Raw genomic sequence first — 22475 nt, 5'->3', positions numbered from 1 at the left:
ATGAAACAGGTAATTTTTGTGCGTCCCGATAGTCGCGAGGACGCAAAAGTATGGTGGTGTGAATCGGGCAGTCAGCAGGTGATGGCGTTGAACGGACATCAGGCGCTCAGCGAGCTGGCCTCACACCCGCTGGCGTCCCGCGTCTGCCTGCTGTTACCGGCGAGTGAGATGATCTTCCGCCACTTCACGCTGGCGAAAAAGACGCTGTCGGCGCAGAACACCCCTTTCTCGTGGATGGCGGAGGAGACGCTGATCGGCGATGTCGACACCCTCCACTGGACGGTGCTGGGCAAAGCCGGACGCGAGGTGGATGCGGTGGCGATTGACGCTCCGCGTCTGCATCAGTGGCTGGCGCGCTTCGAGGACGCCGGGCTGAAGGTGGTGCAGGTCCTGCCGGACGCCTGGCTGCTGCCGGGCGAGGCGGAGAGCAGCACCCTGGTGCCGCTGGAGGAGCAGGTCTGGCTGCGCCTCGCCGGGGGCGGTGCCTGCCAGGTAGACGCCGCTATGCTGCCGCTGCTGCTGGCGAAAACCGCCGGGGAGATCCGCTGCTACGGCGATGCCCCGGACGGGGTAGCCTGCAGCGAAATCCTGCCGGGGCAGCATCCGCTGGCGCTGATCCAGGCCCGCTGGAAAACCTGCCGGGTGAACCTCCTGCACGGCGAGTTCGATCTGCGGGTGGCCGACAGCGGCGCGGCGAAAAAGCTGCGGATCGCCACGGCGCTGATGGCGCTGCTGTGCGTCGGGTTGTTGACCGGGCCGCGTGCCGCCACGGCGTGGATGCTGGTGCAGAAGGAGAACCAGCTCCAGCAGGAGATCGTGCAGCTCTATCAGCACCATTTTCCCAGCGTGCGCCAGCAGAGCAACATCAAATACCATTTTGGTCAGAATCTGAAGAAACAGAAAAAAGGTATTTTCCAGCAGCTGGATGCGCTGGAGCAAATTAAACGGCGGGTGCCGGGCATGGAAATAGACAGTATCGAATATGACAACGCGCAAAATAACCTGACGCTCAGCGTCAAAGCACAAAACCCGCAGCAGTTGCAGGAATTTGTGCAGCAGGCGAGCGCCAGTTTTGCCTTTTCTTTACTGCCTGGTTCCACGACACCACCTTATACCGCGATGGTGACAGGGAAATATAAATGAAAACAAAAATAGCGCAGTTAAAAAATCGCTATCAGCAGTACAGCGTGCGCGAGCGCAACCTGATTAAGGTGGGCGCAGCGGCGCTCTGCTGTGCTGCGGTGTACTACGGCGGCATGGTGCCGCTGGACACGATGATCGGGCGCAGCCAGTCGACGCTGAACCGACAGCAGGAGACGCTGCGCTGGATGCGCGATGAAATTACCAAAAATCATCTTCAGGTTCAGCAGTTGAAAACCAGCAATCCGCGCAGCGCGGTGGAAAACAGCGCCCATGAGATCAACCTGACCCTCAGCGACGTGCGTCAGGACGGACAGTCCCTGACCTTCGCCATTAATCGGGTGAACGTCTACGTGCTGAAAAACTGGCTGCGGGAGATGAATCTCGCCACCGGCGTGCAGCTGGAGAAGATGAACCTGACCCCGGTGGATCACCTCAGCGACGTGAAGGCGGATATCCAGCTGAGCTGGAAGAAAAGCGCATGATGAGCCCGGCGTTGTGTGCCGCCAGCGGCGTGCTGGGGGCGATCTTCGGCAGCTTTCTTGGGGTGGTGGTGGAACGCCTCCCGGGGTGGATGCGGGAAGAGGAGGGGGCCGGGAACCTGCTGTATCCGCCTTCGCACTGCCCGGCGTGCCAGCACCGGCTGCGCTGGTGGGAGAACATCCCGCTGGTCAGTTGGCTGATGCTGCGCGGGCGCTGCCGCTGCTGCCGCTCAGCAATCCCCCTGCGGGTGCTGATGGTGGAGCTGCTCAGCGCGCTCTTTTTCGCCCTCAGCGCCTGGCTGACACCCGATCTCCCGGTGCTGCTGGCTCTGTGGCTGTTATGGTGCGGCCTGCTGCCGCTGGCAATGATCGACCTGCGGGAGCGGTTGCTGCCGGACTGCCTGACCCAGCCGCTGCTGTGGGCCGGGCTGCTGCTGAATCTGCATACCCACCTGCTGCCGCTCACCGATGCCCTGTATGGCGCAGTGGCGGGCTATCTGGCGCTGTGGCTGGTCTACCAGGGGCACCGGCTGGTGACCGGGCGGGAAGGGCTCGGCTACGGCGACTTCAAGCTGCTGGCGGCGCTGGGGGCCTGGTGCGGCTGGCAGGCGTTACCCTCGATCCTGCTGCTGGCGGCGCTGGGCGGTATTCTCGGCTGGGCGATCTGTTTCCGGCATCAGGACAATGACAACGTTATTCCCTTCGGCCCTTTTCTGGCGTTTTCCGGGCTGACCATCTTTATTCTGCAGCACGCCATCTTCACTTTTTAATTCATCGGTCAAGTTTTTCCTGAGTTTTTTTCGTGAAAGCGAAGGCGCGAAAAATAATGCAGGGAGCGATATCGTAACTCCGGGTTAAATAACCCTTTTACCATGCCGAATGGATCGCATGGTCTATTTAAGTTCACGTATATCAACAGGAATGAATAATGAAAATCATGCAGCCTAAATATCTGGCTTTATTTGTCGCTGCGGCGGTCAGCCCGGTATTTGCCGCAGTGCCGGGTAAACCGTCGCTGAGTAACGGGAATGACAAATTTGCCATTGTTGAGGTGGACCAGTCAGCGCAGGCCTATAACTCGCTGATTAAGGTCAAGGACGGCGCTGACGTGACCGTAGAGTGGAACGTTTACAGCGGCGATGTCCCGACATCGGCCAAAGTGCTGCTGGACGGCCAGGAAGTCTGGAGCGGGGCGGGTAGCGCCTCCGGCAAAGCCACCTTCAAGGTGAAAAAAGGCGGTCGCTACCAGGAGCAGGTCCAGCTGTGTAACGACAGCGGCTGCAGCACCAGCGACAGCAAGCTGATCATCGTTGCTGATACCGACGGTAGCCACCTGCTGCCGCTGAACACCACCATGAAGGAAAACAACAAATCCTTCGCCCAGCACTCCGATAAAGTGGTGGCGGCGTACTATCCGGAATGGGGTGTCTACGATCGTAAGTTCAACATCGATCAAATTGCTGCTGACAACGTAAACCACATTATTTATGGCTTCATTCCGATGTGCGGCGACAACATCAACGCCAGCGCCGGTAACGCGCTGGAAGCCCTGAAGAAAGCCTGCCAGGGCCGTCCGGATTACACCCTGGCGATCCACGATCCGTGGGCCGCGCTGCAGATGCCACAGGCTGGCGTCTCGAACTGGGATGACCCCTACAAAGGCACCTACGGCCAGATGATGGCGCTGAAAAAAGCGCATCCGGGCCTGAAAATTCTGCCATCTATCGGCGGCTGGACCCTCTCCGATCCGTTCTTCCAGATGCACGACAACGCCATCCGCGCCCGCTTTGTCTCCTCGGTGAAAGAGTTCCTGCAAACCTGGAAATTCTATGACGGCGTGGACATCGACTGGGAGTTCCCGGGCGGCGGCGGTGAGAACCCATCTCTCGGCAACCCGCAGGTGGATAAAGAGACCTACACCCTGCTGATGCGCGATCTGCGCGCGATGCTCAATGAGCTCTCCGCCCAGACCGGTCGCACCTACGAGCTGACCTCCGCCATTGGCGCAGGCACCTCGAAAATCGCCAACGTTGACTACAACGCGGCGCAGAAGTACATGGACTACATCTTCCTGATGAGCTACGACTTCTACGGCTCCTGGAGCATGACCGACCTCGGCCACCAGACCGCGCTGCACGCCCCAACCTGGAAACCGGATAGCGTAACCACCGAAGGCAGCGTTAACGCGATGCTGGCCCAGGGCGTTCAGCCGGGCAAAATCGTGGTCGGCGCGGCGATGTACGGCCGCGGCTGGACTGGCGTTCACGGCTACACCGGCGACAATCCGTTCACCGGCACCGCCACCGGCGCGATCCCTGGCTCCTGGGAGGCTGGCATCGTCGACTACCGCGATATCGTCAACAAATACAAAGGCAAAGCGGGCTGGGAATACAAATACGACGCCACCGCCGAAGCGCCATACCTGTTCAACAAGAGCACCGGCACCCTGATCACCTATGACGATGCCCGTTCCGTCGAGGCGAAAGGCAAGTTTGTGCTGAACAAAAACCTGGGCGGCCTGTTTGCCTGGTCCCTGGAATCCGATAACGGCGACATCCTCAATGCGATGAACGAAAGCCTGCTGAGCGGCTCTTCCTCTGACGTACCGGTGGTGACCAACCATGCGCCAGTCGCGTCCGCCAGCGATCAGACGGTCACCGGTCCGGCGAACGTGACCCTGGACGGCTCTGCCTCCAGCGATCAGGACGGCGATACCCTGACCTATAAGTGGACGCAGATCGCCGGTCCTTCTGTCACCCTGACCAACAGCACCCGCGCCCAGGCCAGCTTCAGCGTGGCGGCCGTGGCGAATGACCAGACTCAGGCCTTCCGCCTGACCGTGACCGACAGCAAAGGGCTGAGCAGCACCGCTGACGTGCAGGTGGTGAACAAAGCGCCGAAAGCTAACCAGGCTCCGGTGATTAACACCATGGCACCGGTCTCGGTTGAAGCGGGTCAGCCTCTGTCCCTGCATGCCCAGGCTGCGGATCCGGATGGCGATGCCCTGACCTACGCCTGGAGCGTACCGGGTGACATGCACGCTACCGGCGCCGATACCGCCAACCTGAGCATTACCGCGCCAGAGGTGAGCAGCGACACTGATTACACCCTGAGTGTGGTGGTGAGCGACGGCAAAACTGCGGTGCAGGGTAACGTGGTCGTGACCGTTACGCCAAAAGCACAAGAGCCCGTCGATGACGTCACGCCACCAGCCGATGACGTGACCCCACCAGCCGACGACGTCACTCCGCCTGCGGATGATGCGACCGACAACGGCAGCTGTGACAGCAGCCCGGTTGACGCTAACGCCAGCAAATATGCAGCGTGGAGCAGCAGCAAGGTCTACACCAGCGGCAACACCGTCAGCTTCGATAACCTGGTCTGGAAAGCGAAGTACTGGACTCAGGGTAACCAGCCGGGCTTCGGCGTGGATGCCTGGGAGCTGATGAGCAACGTGAAAATGGGCTGGATGCCGACCATGGTCTACAACGGCGGTGATACCACCACCTACGAAGGCAACGAGTACCGTGCCAAATGGTGGACCAAAGGTGACAAACCAGGCCAGAACGACGTCTGGGTGAAAGTGGGCGCGGCATCAGATTGTCAATAATCTTCCGCACCTGATATGACGGGGGCTTTGCCCCCGTCTTTTTGCGTCTGGCGGGTATGAAAATGAAACGCTTACTTCTTCTGCTGTTGCTGCTCAGTCAAAGCGCGCTGGCAAACTGCTGGGACAGCGCCGGGCAGCGCTATCACGTCGATCCCTATCTGCTGTTTGCCATTGCCAATGTGGAGTCCGGGATGAATCCCTATGCGGTGGGCTGGAACCATGACGGCACCCGTGATGTCGGGCTGATGCAGATTAACAGCATCCACTTTGCCGAACTGCAGCGCGCCGGGATCGACGAGTATCGCCTGATCGCCGAGCCCTGCACCTCGATCATGGTCGGGGCCTCGATTCTGTCGGGGATGATCCGGGTGTATGGCTACAACTGGGAAGCGGTGGGGGCCTATAACGCCGGATTAAAAAAAGAGAACTACCCGCAGCGGATGATCTACGCCCACAAGGTGTGGCACAAATACCAGCAGCTCAAATCCCGCAGCAGGCGTTAATCAGCGGGGCAGCTTACCGTGATCCCGCAGCCAGGCGGCGGTGCGCTCAATGCCTTCATCCAGCGTCACCAGCGGCTTATAGCCCAGCTCACTCTCGGCGCGTTGCGTATCGAGGGTAAAGTCAAAGTTCAGTTTCGACACCCCGTAGTGGGTCAGGGCAGGCTCTTTGGCCGCCTTATTCCCCAGCCGCTCCATGCTGCGGGCAATGATGTCCAGCATCGGGTAGGGCACCGAGCGGATCCGGCACTCAATATTCAGCTCATCGATCAGCTTCTGCACAATGCTGCGCAGGGAGCGCGGTTCGCCGTTGGTGATGTTATACGCCCGCCCGGAGGGCAGACCGTCGCACTCGCTCTGGCTGGCCAGCCACATGGCGTGAATGGCATTATCGAAATAGGTCATATCCACCAGCGCATCGCCGCCGCGCGGCAACAGCACGCTGCCGTAGTGGTGCATCATCTGCGCCAGGCGCGGAATAAACACTTTGTCGTGCGGACCAAACAGGCTCTGCGGGCGCAGGATGGTGAAGCGGGTATGCGGGTTGGACTGCGCCAGCAGATCGATCACCTGTTCGCTGGCGGCCTTGCTGCGGGCAAACTCGCAGGCGTAGCGCGCCGGACGAAAATCTTCCTGGATATCGCGATGGTGGTGATAGTCGAAATAGAGCGACGGGGAGGAGAGATGGACAAAGTTGCGCACTCCCCAGGCCACGGCCCACTCGCCCAGACGGCGGGTGGCGCGCACGTTCGCCAGATCGAAGGCTTCCTGGGTTCCCCACGGCGAGGTAAAGCTGGAGCAGTGCCACAGCGTATCGATCCCGGCCAGCATCACTTTTGCCTGGGAAGAGACCAGTTCCGTCAGGTCGGCATGGACAAACTCTGCGCCCATTTTTTGCAGCAACTTACCCATCGCTTCATTGCGACCGGTGGCCCGAACGCTGATGCCTTTATTGCGCAAAAACTCCACCGCATTGCGGCCTAAGCCGCTGGTGGCGCCGGTAACCAGTACCTTCATATCGATCCACTGTTTTGAAAAGAATTTCGTGCGCATTCTTCCGTGAATTACGGCGCTATGCAATGGGAAACGTGAAAGATTCGGAGTTTTAATCAGACTTTTTCTGACTTTTGTTCTGCCAGAAGTGCAATACGCCGGGCCATGCCGCGGAAGATAAACAGGTGCGCCGGGATCATCAGCAGCCAGTAAAACAGGCCCGGCATGCCGTGCGGATGCCACCAGGCGCGCACGTCCAGCTCCCGGTGGTCGCCTTTATCTTTCAGGGTAAAGCACAACCGGCCAAGACCGGGGGCTTTCATGCCAAACAGCATCGCCAGTTGCTTTTCCGGCTCGACGATGATCACCTTCCAGCTGTCGACCGTATCGCCGGTTTGCAGGTATGGTGCCGCCGGACGGCCTTTCGCCAGCTTATGCCCGACCAGCAGGTCCATCATCCCCCGGGTTTGCCACAGGATGTTGCCAAAGAAGTAGCCCTCTTTGCCGCCGATCTGATTCACCACCTGCCATAAGGCGGCCAGGCTGGCGGGCGTTTTTACCGTACAACCGGCCTGTTTCGGGAAGTAACCGTACTCCGGACGCCAGCGGGCGAAGGCCTGCGCGTCGTAGCCCCAGTCGCTGGAGTTGACCAGCTTCTCCTCCTCTTTCAGCGTATTGCGCACCGCGTCATCGAAGCGGATTAATTGCTGGGGGATCAGCGCCCGCAGGTCGCGGTCGTCGGCCAGCAGATCGTGCTTCAGCCCCTGAATTAAAGCTTTAGCGGTGGTCGGCGGCACGGAGGTGATAACGTTTAAAAACCACACCGAGATCCAGCGGGTCGGGAAGGGGATGGGGATCAGCGGACGGCGGCGGCCGCTCACCGCCATAAAGTGTTCGAACTGCTGCTGGTAGCTCAGCACCTCGGGTCCGGCGGCCTCCAGCACCCGGTGCGCTGTGGCCGGGTGCTTAAGCAGCTCCACCAGATAGTGCAGCAGGTTCTCCAGCGCAATCGGGGTGGTGCGGGATCGCACCCAGCGCGGGGGCGTCAGCACCGGCAGGTTATAGACCATGTCGCGCATCACCTCGAAGGCGGCGGAGCCTGCCCCGACGATGATCCCGGCCCGCAGTTCGGTGAGGGGGATCCCCGCGCTGCGCAGCACCTCGGCGGTCAGCTGCCGGGCGCGCAGGTGGTCGGACTGCTCATGCTCGGGTGCCTGCAAGGAGCTGAGGAAGATGATCTGTTTAACCGGATGTTCCAGCAGCAGGTCGCGCACGTTCAGCGCCACCTGGCGTTCGTGGGCGATAAAATCCCCGCCTTCGCCCATGCTGTGGACCAGATAGTAGAGGGTGTCCACCCCCTCAAGCAGCGCCCCCAGCTCCTGTGGCCAGTTGAGATCGACAGCATGGCAGGTCACGTTGGGCAGGCTCTGCTTTTGCAGACGCTCAACGTTGCGTGCCGCAGCCAGCACCTGATGCCCGCGTGCGCTCAGAGCGGTCACCAGATGTTGACCGATATACCCGCTGGCACCCAGGACCAGAATACGTTGCGGCACGTTAGCTCCTTAGCGCTGCAAAAATGCCTGCCAGTGAGCAACCACCTCGGCAAGCTGCTCGCGGTTAACGTCGAGATGCATTACCAGACGCACCACCGGCGAGGCGTTGATCAGCACCCCGCGCGCCTTCATAAACTCACCCAGCGCCGCAGCGTTGTCGTTCCCGACGCGGATAAACAGCATGTTGGTGTCGTGACGCATCACATCTGCACCGATCTCGCGCAGCTGCGTCGCCATCCACGCCGCATTGTCGTGATCGTCCTTCAGACGGGCGACGTTGTTTTTCAGGGCGTACAGACCTGCGGCAGCGAGGAATCCGGCCTGGCGCATGCCGCCGCCGGTCATTTTACGCCAGCGGTTGGCGCGCTTGATGTAGTCGGCATTGCCCACCAGCAGGGAACCCACCGGCGTGCCCAGCCCTTTGGAGAGGCAAATGGTGAACGAGTCGCAATATTGCGTAATCTCTTTCAGCTCGCAGCCATACTCCACCACGGCGTTAAAAATACGTGCGCCATCGACGTGCAGCCCCAGCTTGCGCTCGCGGGTAAAGTCCCACGCCGCTTTCAGGTACTCGCGTGGGAGCACTTTGCCGTTATGGGTGTTTTCGAGGCTGAGCAGTTTGGTGCGGGCGAAGTGAATATCGTCGGCTTTGATTTTGGCGGCGACTTTGTCCAGCGGCAGGGAGCCGTCAGGCGCGGCATCGATCGGCTGCGGCTGGATACTGCCCAGCACCGCTGCACCCCCGGCTTCGTACAGGTAGTTATGCGCCCCCTGGCCGACGATATACTCCTCCCCGCGCTCGCAGTGGCTGAGCAGGGCCACAAGGTTGGCCTGGGTGCCGGTTGGCAGGAACAGGGCGGCCTCGTGGCCGCTCAGCTCGGCGGCATAGCGCTGGAGTTCGTTAACGGTCGGGTCGTCGCCGTAAACGTCGTCCCCGACCGGCGCGGCCAGCATCTCCTTGAGCATGGCCTGCGTCGGACGAGTAACGGTGTCGCTGCGTAAATCAATCATGGCATTTCCTTATTATTTTAAAGGCGATGCCGATTGTTTTACCTGAGCCAGTTGGTTTTGGCTAGCTCCAGAACTTCGTCACCACGGCCGCTGATGATGGCGCGCAGCATATACAGGCTAAAACCCTTGGCCTGCTCGAGTTTGATCTGCGGCGGGATCGCCAGTTCATCTTTGGCGACCACCACATCCACCAGCACCGGACCGTCGGTGGCGAAGGCGCGCTGGAGGGCGTCATCCACTTCGGAGGCCTTCTCCACGCGGATGCCGGTGATGCCGCAGGCTTCGGCGATGGCGGCGAAGTTGGTGTCGTGCAGTTCGGTGCCGTCAGTCAGATACCCCCCGGCCTTCATCTCCATCGCCACAAAGCCCAGCACGCTGTTGTTGAAGACGATGATTTTGATCGGCAGCTTCATCTGCGCCACCGAGAGGAAATCGCCCATCAGCATGCTGAAGCCGCCGTCGCCGCACATCGCCACCACCTGACGATCCGGCGCGGTGGCTTTGGCCCCCAGCGCCTGCGGCATGGCGTTGGCCATCGAGCCGTGGTTAAAGGAGCCAATCAGACGGCGCTTGCCGTTCATCTTCAGGTAGCGCGCCGCCCAGACGGTCGGGGTGCCCACGTCGCAGGTAAAGATGGCATCTTCATCGGCATAGTGGCTGATCTGCTGCGCCAGATACTGCGGGTGCAGCGCCTTGTCGCTGGGTTTCGCCAGGTCGTCCAGCCCTTTACGCGCATCGCGGTAATCGCTCAGGGCCTTGTCGAGGAACGTGCGATCGGTTTTCTCCTCCAGCAGCGGCATCAGCGCGGTGAGCGTGGCCTTGATATCGCCCACCAGAGCCATATCCACCTTGCTGTGCGCCCCGATGCTGGCCGGATTGATGTCGATCTGAATGATTTTGGCGTCGGTAGGGTAAAACGCGCGATACGGGAAGCGGGTGCCGAGCAGCACCAGAGTGTCGGCGTTCATCATGGTGTGGAACCCGGACGAGAAGCCGATCAGTCCGGTCATCCCCACGTCGTAAGGGTTATCGTACTCCACGTGCTCTTTGCCGCGCAGAGCGTGGACAATCGGCGCCTTGAGCATACCGGCAAATTCCACCAGCTCGTCATGGGCCCCGGCACAGCCGCTGCCGCACATCAGGGCGATATTGCTGGAGTAGCGCAGGAGCTGCGCCAGTTTTTTCAGTTCCGCCTGAGCGGGCGTGACCACCGGCAGGGGAGCGGGATACCAGTGGCTGCTGGCGCTTTCCGGGGCTGCCTGCAGGGCGACGTCGCCTGGCAGTACAATTACCGAGACGCCGCGATTTAAAATAGCGTTGCGCAGGGCCAGAGCCAGCACCTGCGGGATCTGCTCCGGCGTGGAGACCAGCTCACAGTAGTGGCTGCATTCACGGAACAGCTCCTGAGGATGCGTCTCCTGAAAATAGCCGCTGCCGATTTCACTCGACGGAATATGCGCGGCGATAGCCAGCACCGGGACGTTGTTGCGATGGCAGTCAAACAGGCCGTTGATCAGATGCAGGTTGCCCGGTCCGCAGGATCCGGCGCACACCGCCAGCTCGCCGGTGAGCTGGGCCTCGGCCCCGGCGGCGAACGCGGCGACCTCCTCATGACGGGTCGGCATCCACTCGATGGTGCCCATCCGGTTCAGGCTGTCGCTCAGGCCGTTGAGGGAATCCCCGGTGACACCCCAGATCCGTTTTACTCCGGCCTGTTCCAGCATTTTCGCGATGTAGTTCGCCACGGTTTGTTTCATGGTAGTCCGTCTCCTGAATGTGTTAACGCTTTCAAGCTTAGATGAAACTGACCGGCATGCTGGTTTAATCCCCCTGATTAATAGTTGCTTTCAATGTGCAATATTTCGTCATATTCTGGTGTGACCTCAGGTGAAAACAGGAATAAATTCAAATGGTTAAATCATTGTTAATTGCTGTTAATAAAAAGCTAATGTGTGACGATGCGGGCAAGCTGTTACTGCGTCTGGCGGTAGGGGGATTGATGCTGTTTCACGGCCTGCATAAGGCCATCGACGGGGTAGGCGGCATTGCAGGTATGCTGGCGGCGAAGGGGCTGCCGGGCTTTATTGCTTACGGGGTGCTGATTGGCGAAGTGGTGGCGCCGATCCTGATTATCCTCGGTATTCTCACCCGTCCGTCGGCGCTGGTGCTGGCTTTTACCATGGTGGTGGCGTGGCTGATGGTGGGCACTGGCAAAACCTTCGCGCTGGATGCGGTGGGAGCCTGGGCGATTGAGAGCCTGGTTTACTTCTTCGTGGGTGCGCTGGCGGTGGCATTTTTAGGGGCAGGGCGGTACGGGGTGGTGAGCGATCCCGTCTGGAAGTAACGCCGGGCGGCACTGCGTTTGCCCGGCCTACGAGTTCCGTAGGCCCGGTAAGCGTAGCGCCACCGGGCGTTTTATCAGGCCAGCACCAAATCCCCCTGCGGATGACAGGAGCAGGCCAGCACATAGCCTTCCGCCACTTCGGCATCCGTCAGCGTCATGGTGCTGGAGACGGTATAGTTCCCGTCCACCACCTTCGTTTTACAGCAGCCGCAGACGCCCGCACGACAGGCAGCCACCACCGGCACGTTATTGCTCTCCAGCGCTTCCAGCAGCGTGCTGCCCACGCGGCCAAAGAAGGTCTGCGCCGGCTGCAGTTTGGTGAACTTAAGCCCGCTGGTGGCGGCTTCCGCGACCGGGGTAAAGAACTGCTCTTTAAAGAAGCGGGTCACACCGAGGGCTTTCACCTCTTCCTCAACGATGTCCATATACGGCGCCGGACCACAGGTCATCACGGTGCGTGAGGCGAGATCCGGCACCTGTTGCAGCAGCTCGCGGGTCAGGCGACCGGCCACGAAACCTTCGGTGGCGTTGGTTTCGGCCACCAGCGTGACCGGGTAGTTACGCCATTCGTCAGCGAAAATCACATCCTGCGGCGAACGCACGCTGAAGATCACCGCCACGTCGGCCTGCGGGCGGTTCTTCGCCAGCCAGCGACGCATCGACATCACCGGCGTCACGCCGCAACCGGCAGCCAGCAGCAGGAATTTATCTTCCGGCTTGTCGTCACAGGTAAAATCACCCTGCGCATCCGACAGCCAGATGTAGTCCCCACGCTTCACGTCGTGCGTCAACCACTGCGAGCCTGCCCCCTCATCAATGCGGCGGATGGTCAGCGTAATGTACTCGCTGATACCCGGCGTGGAGGAGATCGTGTACGCCCGCAGCGTCTCCGCAGAGTTACGCACGCTGACCAGCGCGTACTGCCCGGCACGGTACGGATAATAGTCGTGACACAGCAGCGAAATCGTCCAGACATCCGGCGTTTCCTGATGGATGTGGTGAACCTGCATCCGCCATGGGCACTGATGGGTTGGCATTGTCATAGTTTTACTCCTTACGCTCTCAGCAGTTGCTTCATGTCTTCTTCAACGGTGGTCACGGAACGCAGACCAAATTTCTCGTTGAGGACCGCCAGCAGGTCAGGGGTAAAGAAGCCAGGCGCGGTCGGGCCGGTGACGATGTTTTTCACGCCCAGCGACAGCAGGGTCAGCAGGATCACAATCGCTTTCTGTTCGAACCAGGAGAGTACCAGCGACAGCGGCAGGTCGTTCACGCCACAGCCGAGTTTTTCCGCCAGGGTCACGGCCAGGATGATCGCCGAGTAGGCATCGTTACACTGACCAGCATCGATCAGACGCGGCAGGCCTTCGATATCCCCGAACTCCAGCTTGTTGAAACGGTACTTACCGCAGGCCAGAGTCAGGATCAGGCAGTCGTCCGGCACGCTGGTGGCGAAGTCGGTGAAGTAGTTACGCTCCCCGCGTGCACCGTCGCAGCCGCCGACCAGGAAGATGTGACGCAGTTTCTCGCGGCTCACCAGGTCAATCAGGGAATCCGCCGCGCCCAGCAGGGTCTGACGGCCAAAACCAACGGTGATCAGGTGAGGAATTTCGCTGTACGGGAAGCCCGCCATCTGCTGTGCCTGGGCAATCACCGGACCAAAATCGTCACCTTCAAGGTGGCTCACGCCCGGCCAGCCGACAATGCTGCGGGTCCAGATACGGTCGTCGTAGGCGCCCACGGTTGGGTCGATGATGCAGTTAGAGGTCATCACGATTGGGCCAGGGAAGCGGGCGAACTCCACCTGCTGGTTCTGCCAGCCGCTGCCGTAGTTACCGATCAGGTGTTTGAATTTGCGCAGCTCCGGATAGCCGTGGGCAGGCAGCATCTCACCGTGGGTATAGACGTTCACGCCGGTGCCGTCGGTCTGCTCCAGCAGGTTGTAGAGATCTTTCAGGTCGTGACCGGAGATCAGGATGCACTTACCTTCGGTCGCCTTGACGTTGACCTGGGTCGGGGTCGGGTGGCCATATTTGGTGGTTTCACCAGCATCCAGAATGCTCATCACTTTGAAGTTCATCTGGCCGATTTCCATTGAACATTCCAGCAGCGCGTTCATGTCGGAAGGCCAGGTCCCCAGCCACGCCATGATTTTGTGATACTGAGCGTAGATGTCGTTGTCGTACTGATCCAGAACGTGCGCGTGTTCCATATAGGCCGCGGCACCTTTCAGGCCGTACAGGCACAGCAGGCGCAGGCCGAGAATGTTCTCGCCGATCGCCGCTTTGTCTTTGTTCGGGGTAAATTCTGCCGCCTGGCGTTGCAGGTCACCGAGGTCGTCGCTGACCAGCTGCAGGTCCGCCATCGGGTTATCGACGCGGGCAGTGGCATCCACGTTCAGAGCCTGGGCTTTCAGGGCATCACGCAGGGCAATGGCTTCGCGGGCGTAGCCCACAATGCGTGGCGAATCGAAGTTCACGTTGGTCAGGGTAGAGAAAAACGCGCGTGGGGCGAAGTTATCGACGTAGTGGTCGACAATGCCATATTCCCGGGCTTTTACCGCCCAGGCGGATAAACCCTGCAGGGACGCAATCAGCAGATCCTGCAGATCGGAAGTTTCGGCGGTTTTACCGCACATGCCCTGTGCGTAGGAGCAGCCGTTGCCGGCTGGAGTACGGATAGTTTGTTCACATTGCACACAAAACATAATCACACCTGTTAAAGTTATATTTTAGATACATGTTTAAGATTATGCCTGTGGTGATAGCCTGTGAAGGGCTTTCTTCTATAAACGAAAGGGTTATTGATTTAGCGCAATTTTGGCGGCAGCAGGCTACCGCCAAAGAAGTATCAGGCGGAGAAGAAGGCCATCATGATCGGTACCAGCAGGCTTAAAATAAAGCCGTGGACAATGGCGGCAGGAACCATCTCCAGCCCGCCAGAACGTTGTAACACTGGCAGGGTAAAGTCCATCGACGTGGCCCCGCACAGGCCCAGCGCCGTGGAGCGGCTGCGGCGCACCAGACCCGGGATCAGCATAATGGCGATCAGCTCCCGGCCAAGATCGTTAAAGAAGGCAGCGCTGCCAATTACCGGGCCAAAGGATTCGGTTAGCAGAATACCGGACAGAGAATACCAGCCAAAACCGGAGGCCATTGCCAGCGCGGTATTGAGCGGCAGGTCGAGAATAAAGGCGTTGATGACCCCGCCCACCAGCGAACTGCCCACCACGATCACGGCGACCATCATACCCCGGCGGTTGAGGACGATCTGTTTTAAGGTCATGCCGTTATTTCGCAGCTGAATACCAATCAGGAACAGCAGGAAGATCAGGGTATATTCGCTGGCCTCGGTGGCGTGCTGTAAAAAATCCATCCCGCTCAGCCCCAGTAAAAAGCCAATTACCACCACGCCGCATAATTTCAGTGACTCCAGGGCCATGGCGATACGCGACGGTAATTTCTCCTGATGGTGGTGGTTTTTCCACGGAATAACGCGTTCCAGCCAGAACAGGGCCGCAATATTGCACAGCAAAATAACCGTCATCGTAATGAGGGAGTAATGCAGGATCGAGAGCAGGTTGGCCGCCAGATTATCGAGGAACGCGAGGCTGATGCCCATAAAAAACAGAATGACGTAGACAATCCAGCTCAGTAAACGGTTGATCAGTTTTAACGCTGACAGCTGACGAAGAGGAATGAGATAACCCACAATCAGCGGGATCAGAATGATTAAGAGTCCTGAAAACATGAACAACCGGTCCTTTATATGAGTGGCGCTGTGACACTACCCAATTCAGACGGTTCAGTAAAGGTGAAAACAGTGCCGGAACAATGCGGCCTGATGCCCTCACCCCATCCCTCTCCCACAGGGAGAGGGCGCACACACTAAAAACGGCAACCCGCAGGTTGCCGTTTTGCTTTTATTAACCGCGCTTCTCAAGCAGAGTGCGATACAGCACGCCGCCAAGGATACCGCCGACAATCGGCATCACCCAGAACAGCCACAGCTGCTCAATGGCCCAGCCGCCCTGGAAGATGGCAACCGCGGTGCTGCGCGCCGGGTTAACCGAGGTATTGGTGACCGGAATGCTGATCAGGTGGATCAAGGTCAGCGCCAGGCCAATCGCAATCGGGGCAAAACCGGCTGGGGCGTGTTTGTCGGTGGCGCCGTGGATCACCAGCAGGAAACCGGCCGTCAGCACGATTTCAATCACGATGGCAGACAGCATGGAGAAACCGCCCGGGGAGTGCTCGCCAAAACCGTTTGAAGCAAAACCGCTGGCTGCGGCATCAAAGCCGACTTTACCGCTGGCAATAACATACAGAATAGCGGCAGCAATAATCCCGCCAATGACCTGGGCAATAATATAGCCGAGAATATCTTTTGCCGGAAAACGACCGCCCGCCCACAGACCTAATGTTACCGCCGGGTTAAAGTGCCCGCCGGAAATATGTCCTACGGCATACGCCATGGTTAATACTGTTAAACCGAAGGCCAGAGAAACACCGACAAAACCAATCCCTAATTCCGGGAAACCTGCCGCCAGCACTGCGCTGCCGCAGCCACCAAATACCAACCAGAATGTGCCAAAACATTCAGCTGCTAATTTTCTGAACATAACCACCTCAAAGAAAAAGAACGCAATCCTGCGTCATTGTTATTTATCGCCAATAGGGGCGATGAGTTTAAAACGCCCCTATTCTAGAAATGAACATTTCCCCTCACCAGTTAAATAAATACGGTAAGTTTGATGTAGGGCAATGTGTTGCCTTTAATTGGAAAATGAAGACATGCAAAGCAGAGTGGCATTTCCGGCAGCAAGAATATTGGCCGGGAATCATTATTTCAAATGAAAGTTGTTGGTTAAATTCTTAATTTATCACTTCTGCTTTTCACTATTCCCCCGACAATCGGGTGTCCGTCCGGGCGCGCTGGCGTTATACTCCTGAAAACTTAAAGGAAAAAGTTCATCTCTCCCGGAGGGTACATGTTGCTTGAACGTGTGGAAATCGTGGGGTTCCGCGGCATTAACCGTCTGTCGCTGATGCTGGAGCACAATAACGTGCTGATCGGGGAAAACGCCTGGGGTAAATCCAGCCTGCTGGATGCCCTCACGCTGCTGCTCTCCCCGGAATCCGATCTGTACCATTTTGTCCGGGAAGATTTCTGGTTCCCTCCCGGGGATCTGCTGGGACGCGAACACCATCTGCATATTATTCTCACCTTCCGTGAAGCCGAGCCGGGCCGTCACCGCGTTCGTCGCTACCGCCCCCTGGCCGACTGCTGGGTGCCGTGCCAGGACAACTATCAGCGCATCTTTTATCGTCTGGAAGGTGAACTGGCTGATGACGACAGCGTGCTGACCCTGCGCAGTTTTCTCGGCAACGACGGCAATCCTCTGCCGCTGGCGGATATCGACGAGCTGGCGCGGCATCTGGTGCGCCTGATGCCGGTGCTGCGCCTGCGCGACGCCCGCTTTATGCGCCGGATCCGCAACGGCACGGTGCCCAACATGCCCGACGTGGAGGTTACCGCCCGCGAGCTGGATTATCTGGCCCGCGAGCTGGTAGCCCGTCCGCAAAATCTCACCGATGGCCAGATCCGCCAGGGGCTGTCGGCGATGGTGCAGCTGCTGGAGCACTACTTTACCGAGCAAGGCACCTCGCCGGTCCGTAACCGCCTGATGCGGCGGCGCTCCCACGATGAACAGCGCAGCTGGCGCTACCTCGACATCATCAACCGGATGATCGACCGCCCCGGCGGCCGTTCGCACCGGGTGATCCTGCTGGGGCTCTTCTCGACGCTCCTGCAGGCCAAAGGCACCGTCCGGCTCGACCGGGATGCCCGCCCGCTGCTGCTGGTGGAAGATCCCGAGACGCGCCTGCACCCGATTATGCTCTCGGTAGCGTGGCACCTGCTGAATCTGCTGCCGTTGCAGCGCATCACCACCACCAACTCCGGCGAGCTGCTGTCGTTAACCCCGGTGGAGCACGTCTGTCGTCTGGTGCGTGAGTCGTCGCGCGTCACCGCTTTCCGCCTTGGGCCGGGAGGGATGAACGCCGAAGACAGCCGCCGAATCGCCTTCCACATTCGCTTTAATCGCGCCTCCTCTCTGTTCGCCCGCTGCTGGCTGCTGGTGGAAGGGGAGACCGAAACCTGGGTGATTAACGAGCTTGCCCGCCAGTGCGGTCACCACTTCGATGCCGAGGGGATCAAGGTGATTGAGTTCGCCCAGTCGGGCTTAAAACCGCTGATCAAATTTGCCCGGCGGATGGGCATTGAGTGGCACGTGCTGGTGGACGGCGACGAGGCCGGCAAGAAATATGCTGCCACCGTGCGCGGGCTGATCAACAACGACCGGGAAGAGGAGCGCGAGCACCTGACGACGCTGCCCGCCATGGACATGGAGCACTTCATGTACCGCCAGGGCTTCGCGGACGTCTTTCACCGGGTAGCGATGATCCCCGAGAATGCTCCGATGAACATACGGCGGGTGATTGTGAAAGCCATTCACCGCTCGTCGAAGCCCGATCTGGCGATTGAGGTGGCGATGGAAGCCGGGCGGCGCGGGGTTGAAGCGGTGCCGCCCCTGTTGCGGAAGATGTTCTCCCGCGTGCTGTGGCTGGCGCGCGGGAGAGCCGATTAACGGCGGGTCGCCTGGTTGACCTGATCGATCAGGCTCTCCAGCAGGGCAAAGCGGCGGCGGTACTCGGCGCGCTTTTTGCTGGCGATCTCGTCCATCGGTTTACGCGGCATGGCGAGCGGCAGGCGGAAGTTGCCCTCGTCGGTGCGCTCGCCGCCGAGTGACTGCCAGAAGCTGTCGTAATCGGCCAGCAGTTTGCCCTCTTTTTTCTTCCGGTAGCGCCAGCTGCGGTAGATATGGGTGCTGTTGCTGACGGCCACGATCTGCTCCACGGCAAGGGCGCTGCCCAGCGTCATGGCAGCCTCCACCAGCAGGCGTTTCGGGAACAGGCCGTGACAGGCCTTGGTGGCGCTCTGGATCGCCTCGTGCGGGACAAAGGCTTTCGCTCCCTGCATCCCGCCGATAAACAGCGTCGCGGTACCGTTAATCTGGCACAGCGTGAAGGTTATCTCCGCCAGCACCGTCTGCTCCGCGTCGCAAAACGCCAGCGTGGCTTCACCCTCTTTATCCAGAAACGCATCGGCGCACAGGCGCAGGGTAAACTGCTGTTCGTCTTTGCCGGTCAGGGTCAGCAGCGTCACCCCTTCCCGGGAGAGATAGCCGTTCATCAGCGCGGCCGGAAGCAGACGCTGCATCGTCTGATAGTGCCAGCTCAGCGCCTGCAGGGTTTGCTGACGGTTAATGGCGACGGACAACCACGGGCGGTGCAGGCGGCAGGGCAGCCCAGGCTGAACCTGCAACAGCTGCAGTAATTGCGGCTGTTGCGCCAGGTTTGTCAGCAGGCGGGCGGTGCTGAATGGCGTCATCAGCGATCGCAGCATAAACTTGCGGCGGTAGGCCGGATTGCGCCAGGCCAGCCCGGGGGTTAATGTCCCGGAGGCCAGACGTTGAAAGAGTTGCCAGCCCGATGTGGGTTGCGGCTGGAGTGAATAAGATGACTCTGCGATGGATGACATAATAAATTCCGGTCTTGTTGCCAGAACTCTATTTCAGCAGGGGTTTAATCAACCTCTCCTCAACGATTTTCACCCATCCTTAAAAGCAGGGGTTTCGTTGAGGAACGGTTTAGTTAGAATCAACAGTTATGTAAGCCAGAATAGCTATTTGGAATATTTATGAACTTTAAGGGAAAACGCAGGAAGCTGTTTCTGCTGCTGGTGCTGATTGTACTGGTGGCTGGATTCTGGCTGTGGCAGGTGCTTAACGCCCCGGTGCCGCACTATCAGACGCTGATTGTCCGTCAGGGCGAGCTGCAACAGAGCGTGCTTGCCACCGGCAAGCTGGACGCGCTGCGCAAGGTGGACGTCGGGGCCCAGGTCAGCGGTCAGCTGAAAACGCTGTCGGTGGAGATTGGCGATAAGGTGAAAAAGGGGCAACTGCTGGGGGTCATCGACCCGGAGCAGGCTGAAAACCAGATCAAAGAGGTGGAAGCGACCCTGATGGAGCTGCGGGCCCAGCGTAGCCAGGCCGAAGCAGAACGTAAGCTGGCCCAGGTGACCCTGAACCGTCAGCGTCAGCTGGCCACCACTCAGGCGATCTCGCAGCAGGATCTGGATACCTCGACCACCGAACTGGCGGTCAAGCAGGCGCAGATCGGCACCATCGACGCGCAGATCAAACGCAACCAGGCCTCGCTGGACAGCGCCAAAACCAACCTCGATTACACCCGTATCGTCGCGCCGATGGCCGGGGAAGTGACGCAAATCACTACCCTGCAGGGGCAGACGGTGATTGCCGCCCAGCAGGCGCCGAACATCCTGACCCTGGCGGATATGGGCACCATGCTGGTGAAGGCCCAGGTCTCCGAGGCGGATGTGATCCACCTTAAGCCGGGGCAAAAAGCCTGGTTTACCGTGCTGGGGGATCCGCAAACCCGCTACGAAGGGGTGCTGAAGGACATTCTTCCGACCCCGGAGAAGGTCAACGACGCCATCTTCTATCACGCCCGTTTCGAGGTGCCCAACCCGCAAGGCGTGCTGCGCCTGGACATGACCGCTCAGGTGCATATCCAGCTGGCCGGGGTTAAAAACGTGCTGACCATTCCGCTGGCGGCGCTGGGGGAACCGGCGGGCGACAACCGCTACAACGTGAAGGTGCTGCGTAACGGCGAGACCCGCGAGCGTGAGGTGAGCCTTGGCTCGCGCAACGACACCGACGTGGTGGTGGTGAAAGGGCTGGAAGAGGGTGAAGAGGTCGTCATCAGCGAGAGCCAGCCCGGGGCGGCCAAATGACGTCCCTGCTGGAGCTGATTGATATCCGCCGGAGCTACCCCTCCGGCGACGGGCCGGTGGAGGTGCTGAAGGGCATCACTCTGCAGGTCGAGGCCGGAGAGATGGTGGCGATTGTCGGGGCCTCGGGCTCGGGTAAATCGACGCTGATGAACATTCTCGGCTGCCTGGATAAACCCACCAGCGGCACCTACCGGGTGGCCGGCACCGATGTCGCCACCCTGGACAGCGATGCGCTGGCTAAGCTGCGGCGGGAACATTTCGGTTTTATCTTCCAGCGTTACCACCTGCTCTCGCACCTGAGTGCGGCGCAGAACGTCGAAGTGCCGGCGGTCTATGCCGGTGTGGAGCGCAAAAAACGCCTTGAGCGGGCTCAGGCGCTGCTTACCCGGCTGGGGCTGGGGGAGCGGGTGGATTACCAGCCTTCGCAGCTCTCCGGCGGCCAGCAGCAGCGGGTGAGTATCGCCCGGGCGCTGATGAACGGCGGACAGGTGATCCTCGCTGATGAACCGACCGGGGCACTGGACAGCCACTCCGGCGAAGAGGTGATGGCGATCCTGCACCAGCTGCGGGATCAGGGACATACGGTGATCATCGTCACCCACGATCCGCAGGTGGCCGCGCAGGCCGGACGGATCGTGGAGATCCACGACGGCGAGCTGGTCAGCAATCCACCTCCCGGCCTCAACGCCACCCGACGTCAGGAGGTGGCGTTGCCTCCGCCGTCCGGCTGGCGGCAGTTTGCCAGCAGCTTCCGCGAAGCGCTGACCATGGCCTGGCTGGCGATGGCCGCCAACAAGATGCGCACCCTGTTGACCATGCTCGGGATCATCATCGGTATCGCCTCGGTGGTGTCGATTGTGGTGGTGGGCGATGCCGCCAAACAGCTGGTGCTGTCGGATATCCGCTCCATCGGCACCAATACCATTGACGTCTATCCCGGCAAAGATTTTGGCGACGATGAGCCGCAGTATCAGCAGGCGCTGAAATATGACGATCTGGCGGCGATCCAGAAGCAGCCGTGGGTCAACTCCGCCACCCCGGCGGTGTCACAGAACCTGCGTCTGCGCTACGCCAATATTGACGTGGCGGCCAGCGCCAACGGCGTCAGCGGCGATTACTTTAACGTCTACGGCATGACCTTCAGCGAGGGGACAACTTTCAATGCGGAACAGCTGGCGGGCCGGTCGCAGGTGGTGGTGCTGGATGCCAACTCCCGGCGGCAGCTGTTCCCCAATAAAGCGAAAGTGGTGGGCGAAATTATCCTGGTGGGGAATATGCCCGCGACGGTGATCGGCGTGGCGGAGGAGAAGCAGTCGATGTTTGGCAGCAGCAAGATCCTGCGCGTCTGGCTGCCGTACACCACCATCTCCGGGCGCATTATGGGGCAGTCCTGGCTGAACTCAATCACCGTTCGGGTGAAGGAGGGCTACGACAGCGCCCAGGCGGAACAACAGCTCGAGCGCCTGCTGACCCTACGTCACGGGAAGAAAGATTTCTTCACCTGGAACATGGACGGGCTCTTGAAAACGGCTGAAAAGACCACACGTACTCTTCAGCTCTTCCTCACGCTGGTGGCGATCATCTCCCTGCTGGTCGGGGGGATTGGGGTGATGAATATCATGCTGGTGTCGGTGACCGAGCGTACGCGCGAGATCGGCATCCGCATGGCGGTGGGCGCCCGAGCCAGCGACGTGCTGCAGCAGTTTTTAATTGAGGCGGTGCTGGTCTGTCTGGTGGGCGGTGCGCTGGGGATCACACTTTCTCTGCTTATCGCCTTTACGCTGCAGCTGTTTTTACCCGGCTGGGAAATTGGTTTTTCACCAATGGCGCTGTTAACCGCCTTCCTCTGTTCTACCTTTACCGGGGTGCTGTTTGGCTGGCTGCCGGCCAGAAATGCCGCCCGGCTGGATCCGGTGGATGCGTTAGCCCGGGAATAAGTCTGTTGGCCCGCAAATAAAAATGCCA

Annotated in this window: 18 protein-coding genes; 9 read left to right on the top strand and 9 right to left on the bottom strand. The window is 59.7% G+C overall.

Features of this window, described 5'->3' with window-relative positions; all coding sequences use genetic code 11:
• From gspL to iagB, 5 genes are all read left to right on the top strand, one after another.
• On the top strand, positions 1-1143 hold the full coding sequence (gspL, locus tag LG383_RS11690; RefSeq protein ID WP_225759181.1) for a type II secretion system protein GspL: 1143 nt from the start codon (positions 1-3) through the stop codon (positions 1141-1143).
• On the top strand, positions 1140-1625 hold the full coding sequence (gene gspM / locus LG383_RS11685) for a type II secretion system protein GspM (RefSeq protein ID WP_106992548.1): 486 nt from the start codon (positions 1140-1142) through the stop codon (positions 1623-1625). The genes gspL and gspM overlap by 4 nt, the downstream gene beginning before the upstream one ends.
• Positions 1622-2392, top strand: coding sequence for an A24 family peptidase (locus LG383_RS11680; RefSeq protein WP_225759180.1), 771 nt, complete (start codon positions 1622-1624; stop codon positions 2390-2392). Before gspM ends, LG383_RS11680 begins: the two co-directional genes overlap by 4 nt.
• A 158-nt stretch (positions 2393-2550) precedes the next feature.
• Positions 2551-5232 carry a glycosyl hydrolase family 18 protein gene (locus LG383_RS11675; RefSeq protein ID WP_106992549.1) on the top strand — a complete coding sequence of 894 codons (2682 nt, stop codon included), beginning with the start codon at positions 2551-2553 and terminating at the stop codon, positions 5230-5232.
• 62 nt (positions 5233-5294) lie between these two features.
• Positions 5295-5735 carry a type III secretion system invasion protein IagB gene (iagB, locus tag LG383_RS11670; RefSeq protein WP_225759179.1) on the top strand — a complete coding sequence of 147 codons (441 nt, stop codon included), beginning with the start codon at positions 5295-5297 and terminating at the stop codon, positions 5733-5735.
• Here the strand turns inward: iagB and LG383_RS11665 are convergent, their stop codons facing one another.
• The 4 genes from LG383_RS11665 to poxB all read right to left on the bottom strand — a co-directional run bounded on the left by LG383_RS11665 (position 5736) and on the right by poxB (position 11046).
• On the bottom strand, positions 5736-6749 hold the full coding sequence (locus tag LG383_RS11665) for an NAD(P)-dependent oxidoreductase (RefSeq protein ID WP_106992818.1): 1014 nt from the start codon (positions 6747-6749) through the stop codon (positions 5736-5738).
• Between the two features lie 92 nt (positions 6750-6841).
• Entirely contained in the window at positions 6842-8278 is a 1437-nt protein-coding gene (locus tag LG383_RS11660) for an SDR family oxidoreductase (RefSeq protein ID WP_225759178.1), read from the bottom strand.
• Between the two features lie 9 nt (positions 8279-8287).
• A complete protein-coding gene (ltaE, locus tag LG383_RS11655; protein WP_106992551.1) occupies positions 8288-9289 on the bottom strand; it encodes a low-specificity L-threonine aldolase in 1002 nt (333 codons plus the stop codon).
• Between the two features lie 38 nt (positions 9290-9327).
• Positions 9328-11046: a ubiquinone-dependent pyruvate dehydrogenase gene (poxB, locus tag LG383_RS11650; protein WP_225759177.1), complete on the bottom strand. Its 1719-nt coding sequence runs from the start codon at positions 11044-11046 to the stop codon at positions 9328-9330.
• A gap of 152 nt (positions 11047-11198) precedes the next feature.
• Between poxB and LG383_RS11645 the strand changes: the two genes are divergently transcribed.
• Positions 11199-11633: a DoxX family protein gene (locus tag LG383_RS11645; protein WP_106992553.1), complete on the top strand. Its 435-nt coding sequence runs from the start codon at positions 11199-11201 to the stop codon at positions 11631-11633.
• A 74-nt stretch (positions 11634-11707) separates the two neighbouring features.
• On the opposite strand, the gene hcr is transcribed toward LG383_RS11645, so the two are convergent.
• From hcr to aqpZ, 4 genes are all read right to left on the bottom strand, one after another.
• Positions 11708-12676 (bottom strand): NADH oxidoreductase, encoded by a 969-nt coding sequence (gene hcr / locus LG383_RS11640; protein WP_166182000.1) that lies wholly within the window; start codon positions 12674-12676, stop codon positions 11708-11710.
• 11 nt (positions 12677-12687) lie between these two features.
• Complete coding sequence (gene hcp, locus LG383_RS11635) at positions 12688-14340, bottom strand: hydroxylamine reductase (RefSeq protein WP_225759176.1); 1653 nt, start codon at positions 14338-14340, stop codon at positions 12688-12690.
• 143 nt (positions 14341-14483) lie between these two features.
• Entirely contained in the window at positions 14484-15383 is a 900-nt protein-coding gene (locus tag LG383_RS11630; RefSeq protein ID WP_166182002.1) for a lysine exporter LysO family protein, read from the bottom strand.
• Positions 15384-15558: 175 nt separating this feature from the next.
• Positions 15559-16254 (bottom strand): aquaporin Z, encoded by a 696-nt coding sequence (aqpZ, locus tag LG383_RS11625; protein WP_106992557.1) that lies wholly within the window; start codon positions 16252-16254, stop codon positions 15559-15561.
• A gap of 369 nt (positions 16255-16623) precedes the next feature.
• On the opposite strand from aqpZ, the gene LG383_RS11620 reads away from it, so the two are divergent.
• The gene (locus LG383_RS11620) at positions 16624-18282 is read left to right on the top strand and encodes an ATP-dependent endonuclease (RefSeq protein ID WP_225759175.1); all 1659 of its coding nucleotides are present in this window, start codon (positions 16624-16626) and stop codon (positions 18280-18282) included.
• Here LG383_RS11620 and LG383_RS11615 read toward each other — a convergent pair.
• Positions 18279-19235 (bottom strand): VirK/YbjX family protein, encoded by a 957-nt coding sequence (locus LG383_RS11615; RefSeq protein ID WP_225759174.1) that lies wholly within the window; start codon positions 19233-19235, stop codon positions 18279-18281. The two genes, LG383_RS11620 and LG383_RS11615, sit on opposite strands and share 4 nt — an antisense overlap.
• A 159-nt stretch (positions 19236-19394) precedes the next feature.
• Here LG383_RS11615 and macA point away from each other — a divergent pair, with 159 nt between their 5' ends.
• Together macA and macB are read left to right on the top strand one after the other, a co-directional pair.
• The gene (gene macA / locus LG383_RS11610; RefSeq protein WP_225759173.1) at positions 19395-20510 is read left to right on the top strand and encodes a macrolide transporter subunit MacA; all 1116 of its coding nucleotides are present in this window, start codon (positions 19395-19397) and stop codon (positions 20508-20510) included.
• Positions 20507-22447 (top strand): macrolide ABC transporter ATP-binding protein/permease MacB, encoded by a 1941-nt coding sequence (macB, locus tag LG383_RS11605; RefSeq protein WP_225759172.1) that lies wholly within the window; start codon positions 20507-20509, stop codon positions 22445-22447. Before macA ends, macB begins: the two co-directional genes overlap by 4 nt.
• The last annotated feature ends 28 nt before the right edge of the window (positions 22448-22475 follow it).

Origin of the sequence: Leclercia sp. Marseille-Q4284, from assembly GCF_916618945.1 — a bacterium.
GTDB lineage: Bacteria > Pseudomonadota > Gammaproteobacteria > Enterobacterales > Enterobacteriaceae > Enterobacter > Enterobacter tamurae.
Note: the sequence above shows the minus strand (reverse complement) of the source record. Positions and strands in the feature narration are given on the sequence as shown.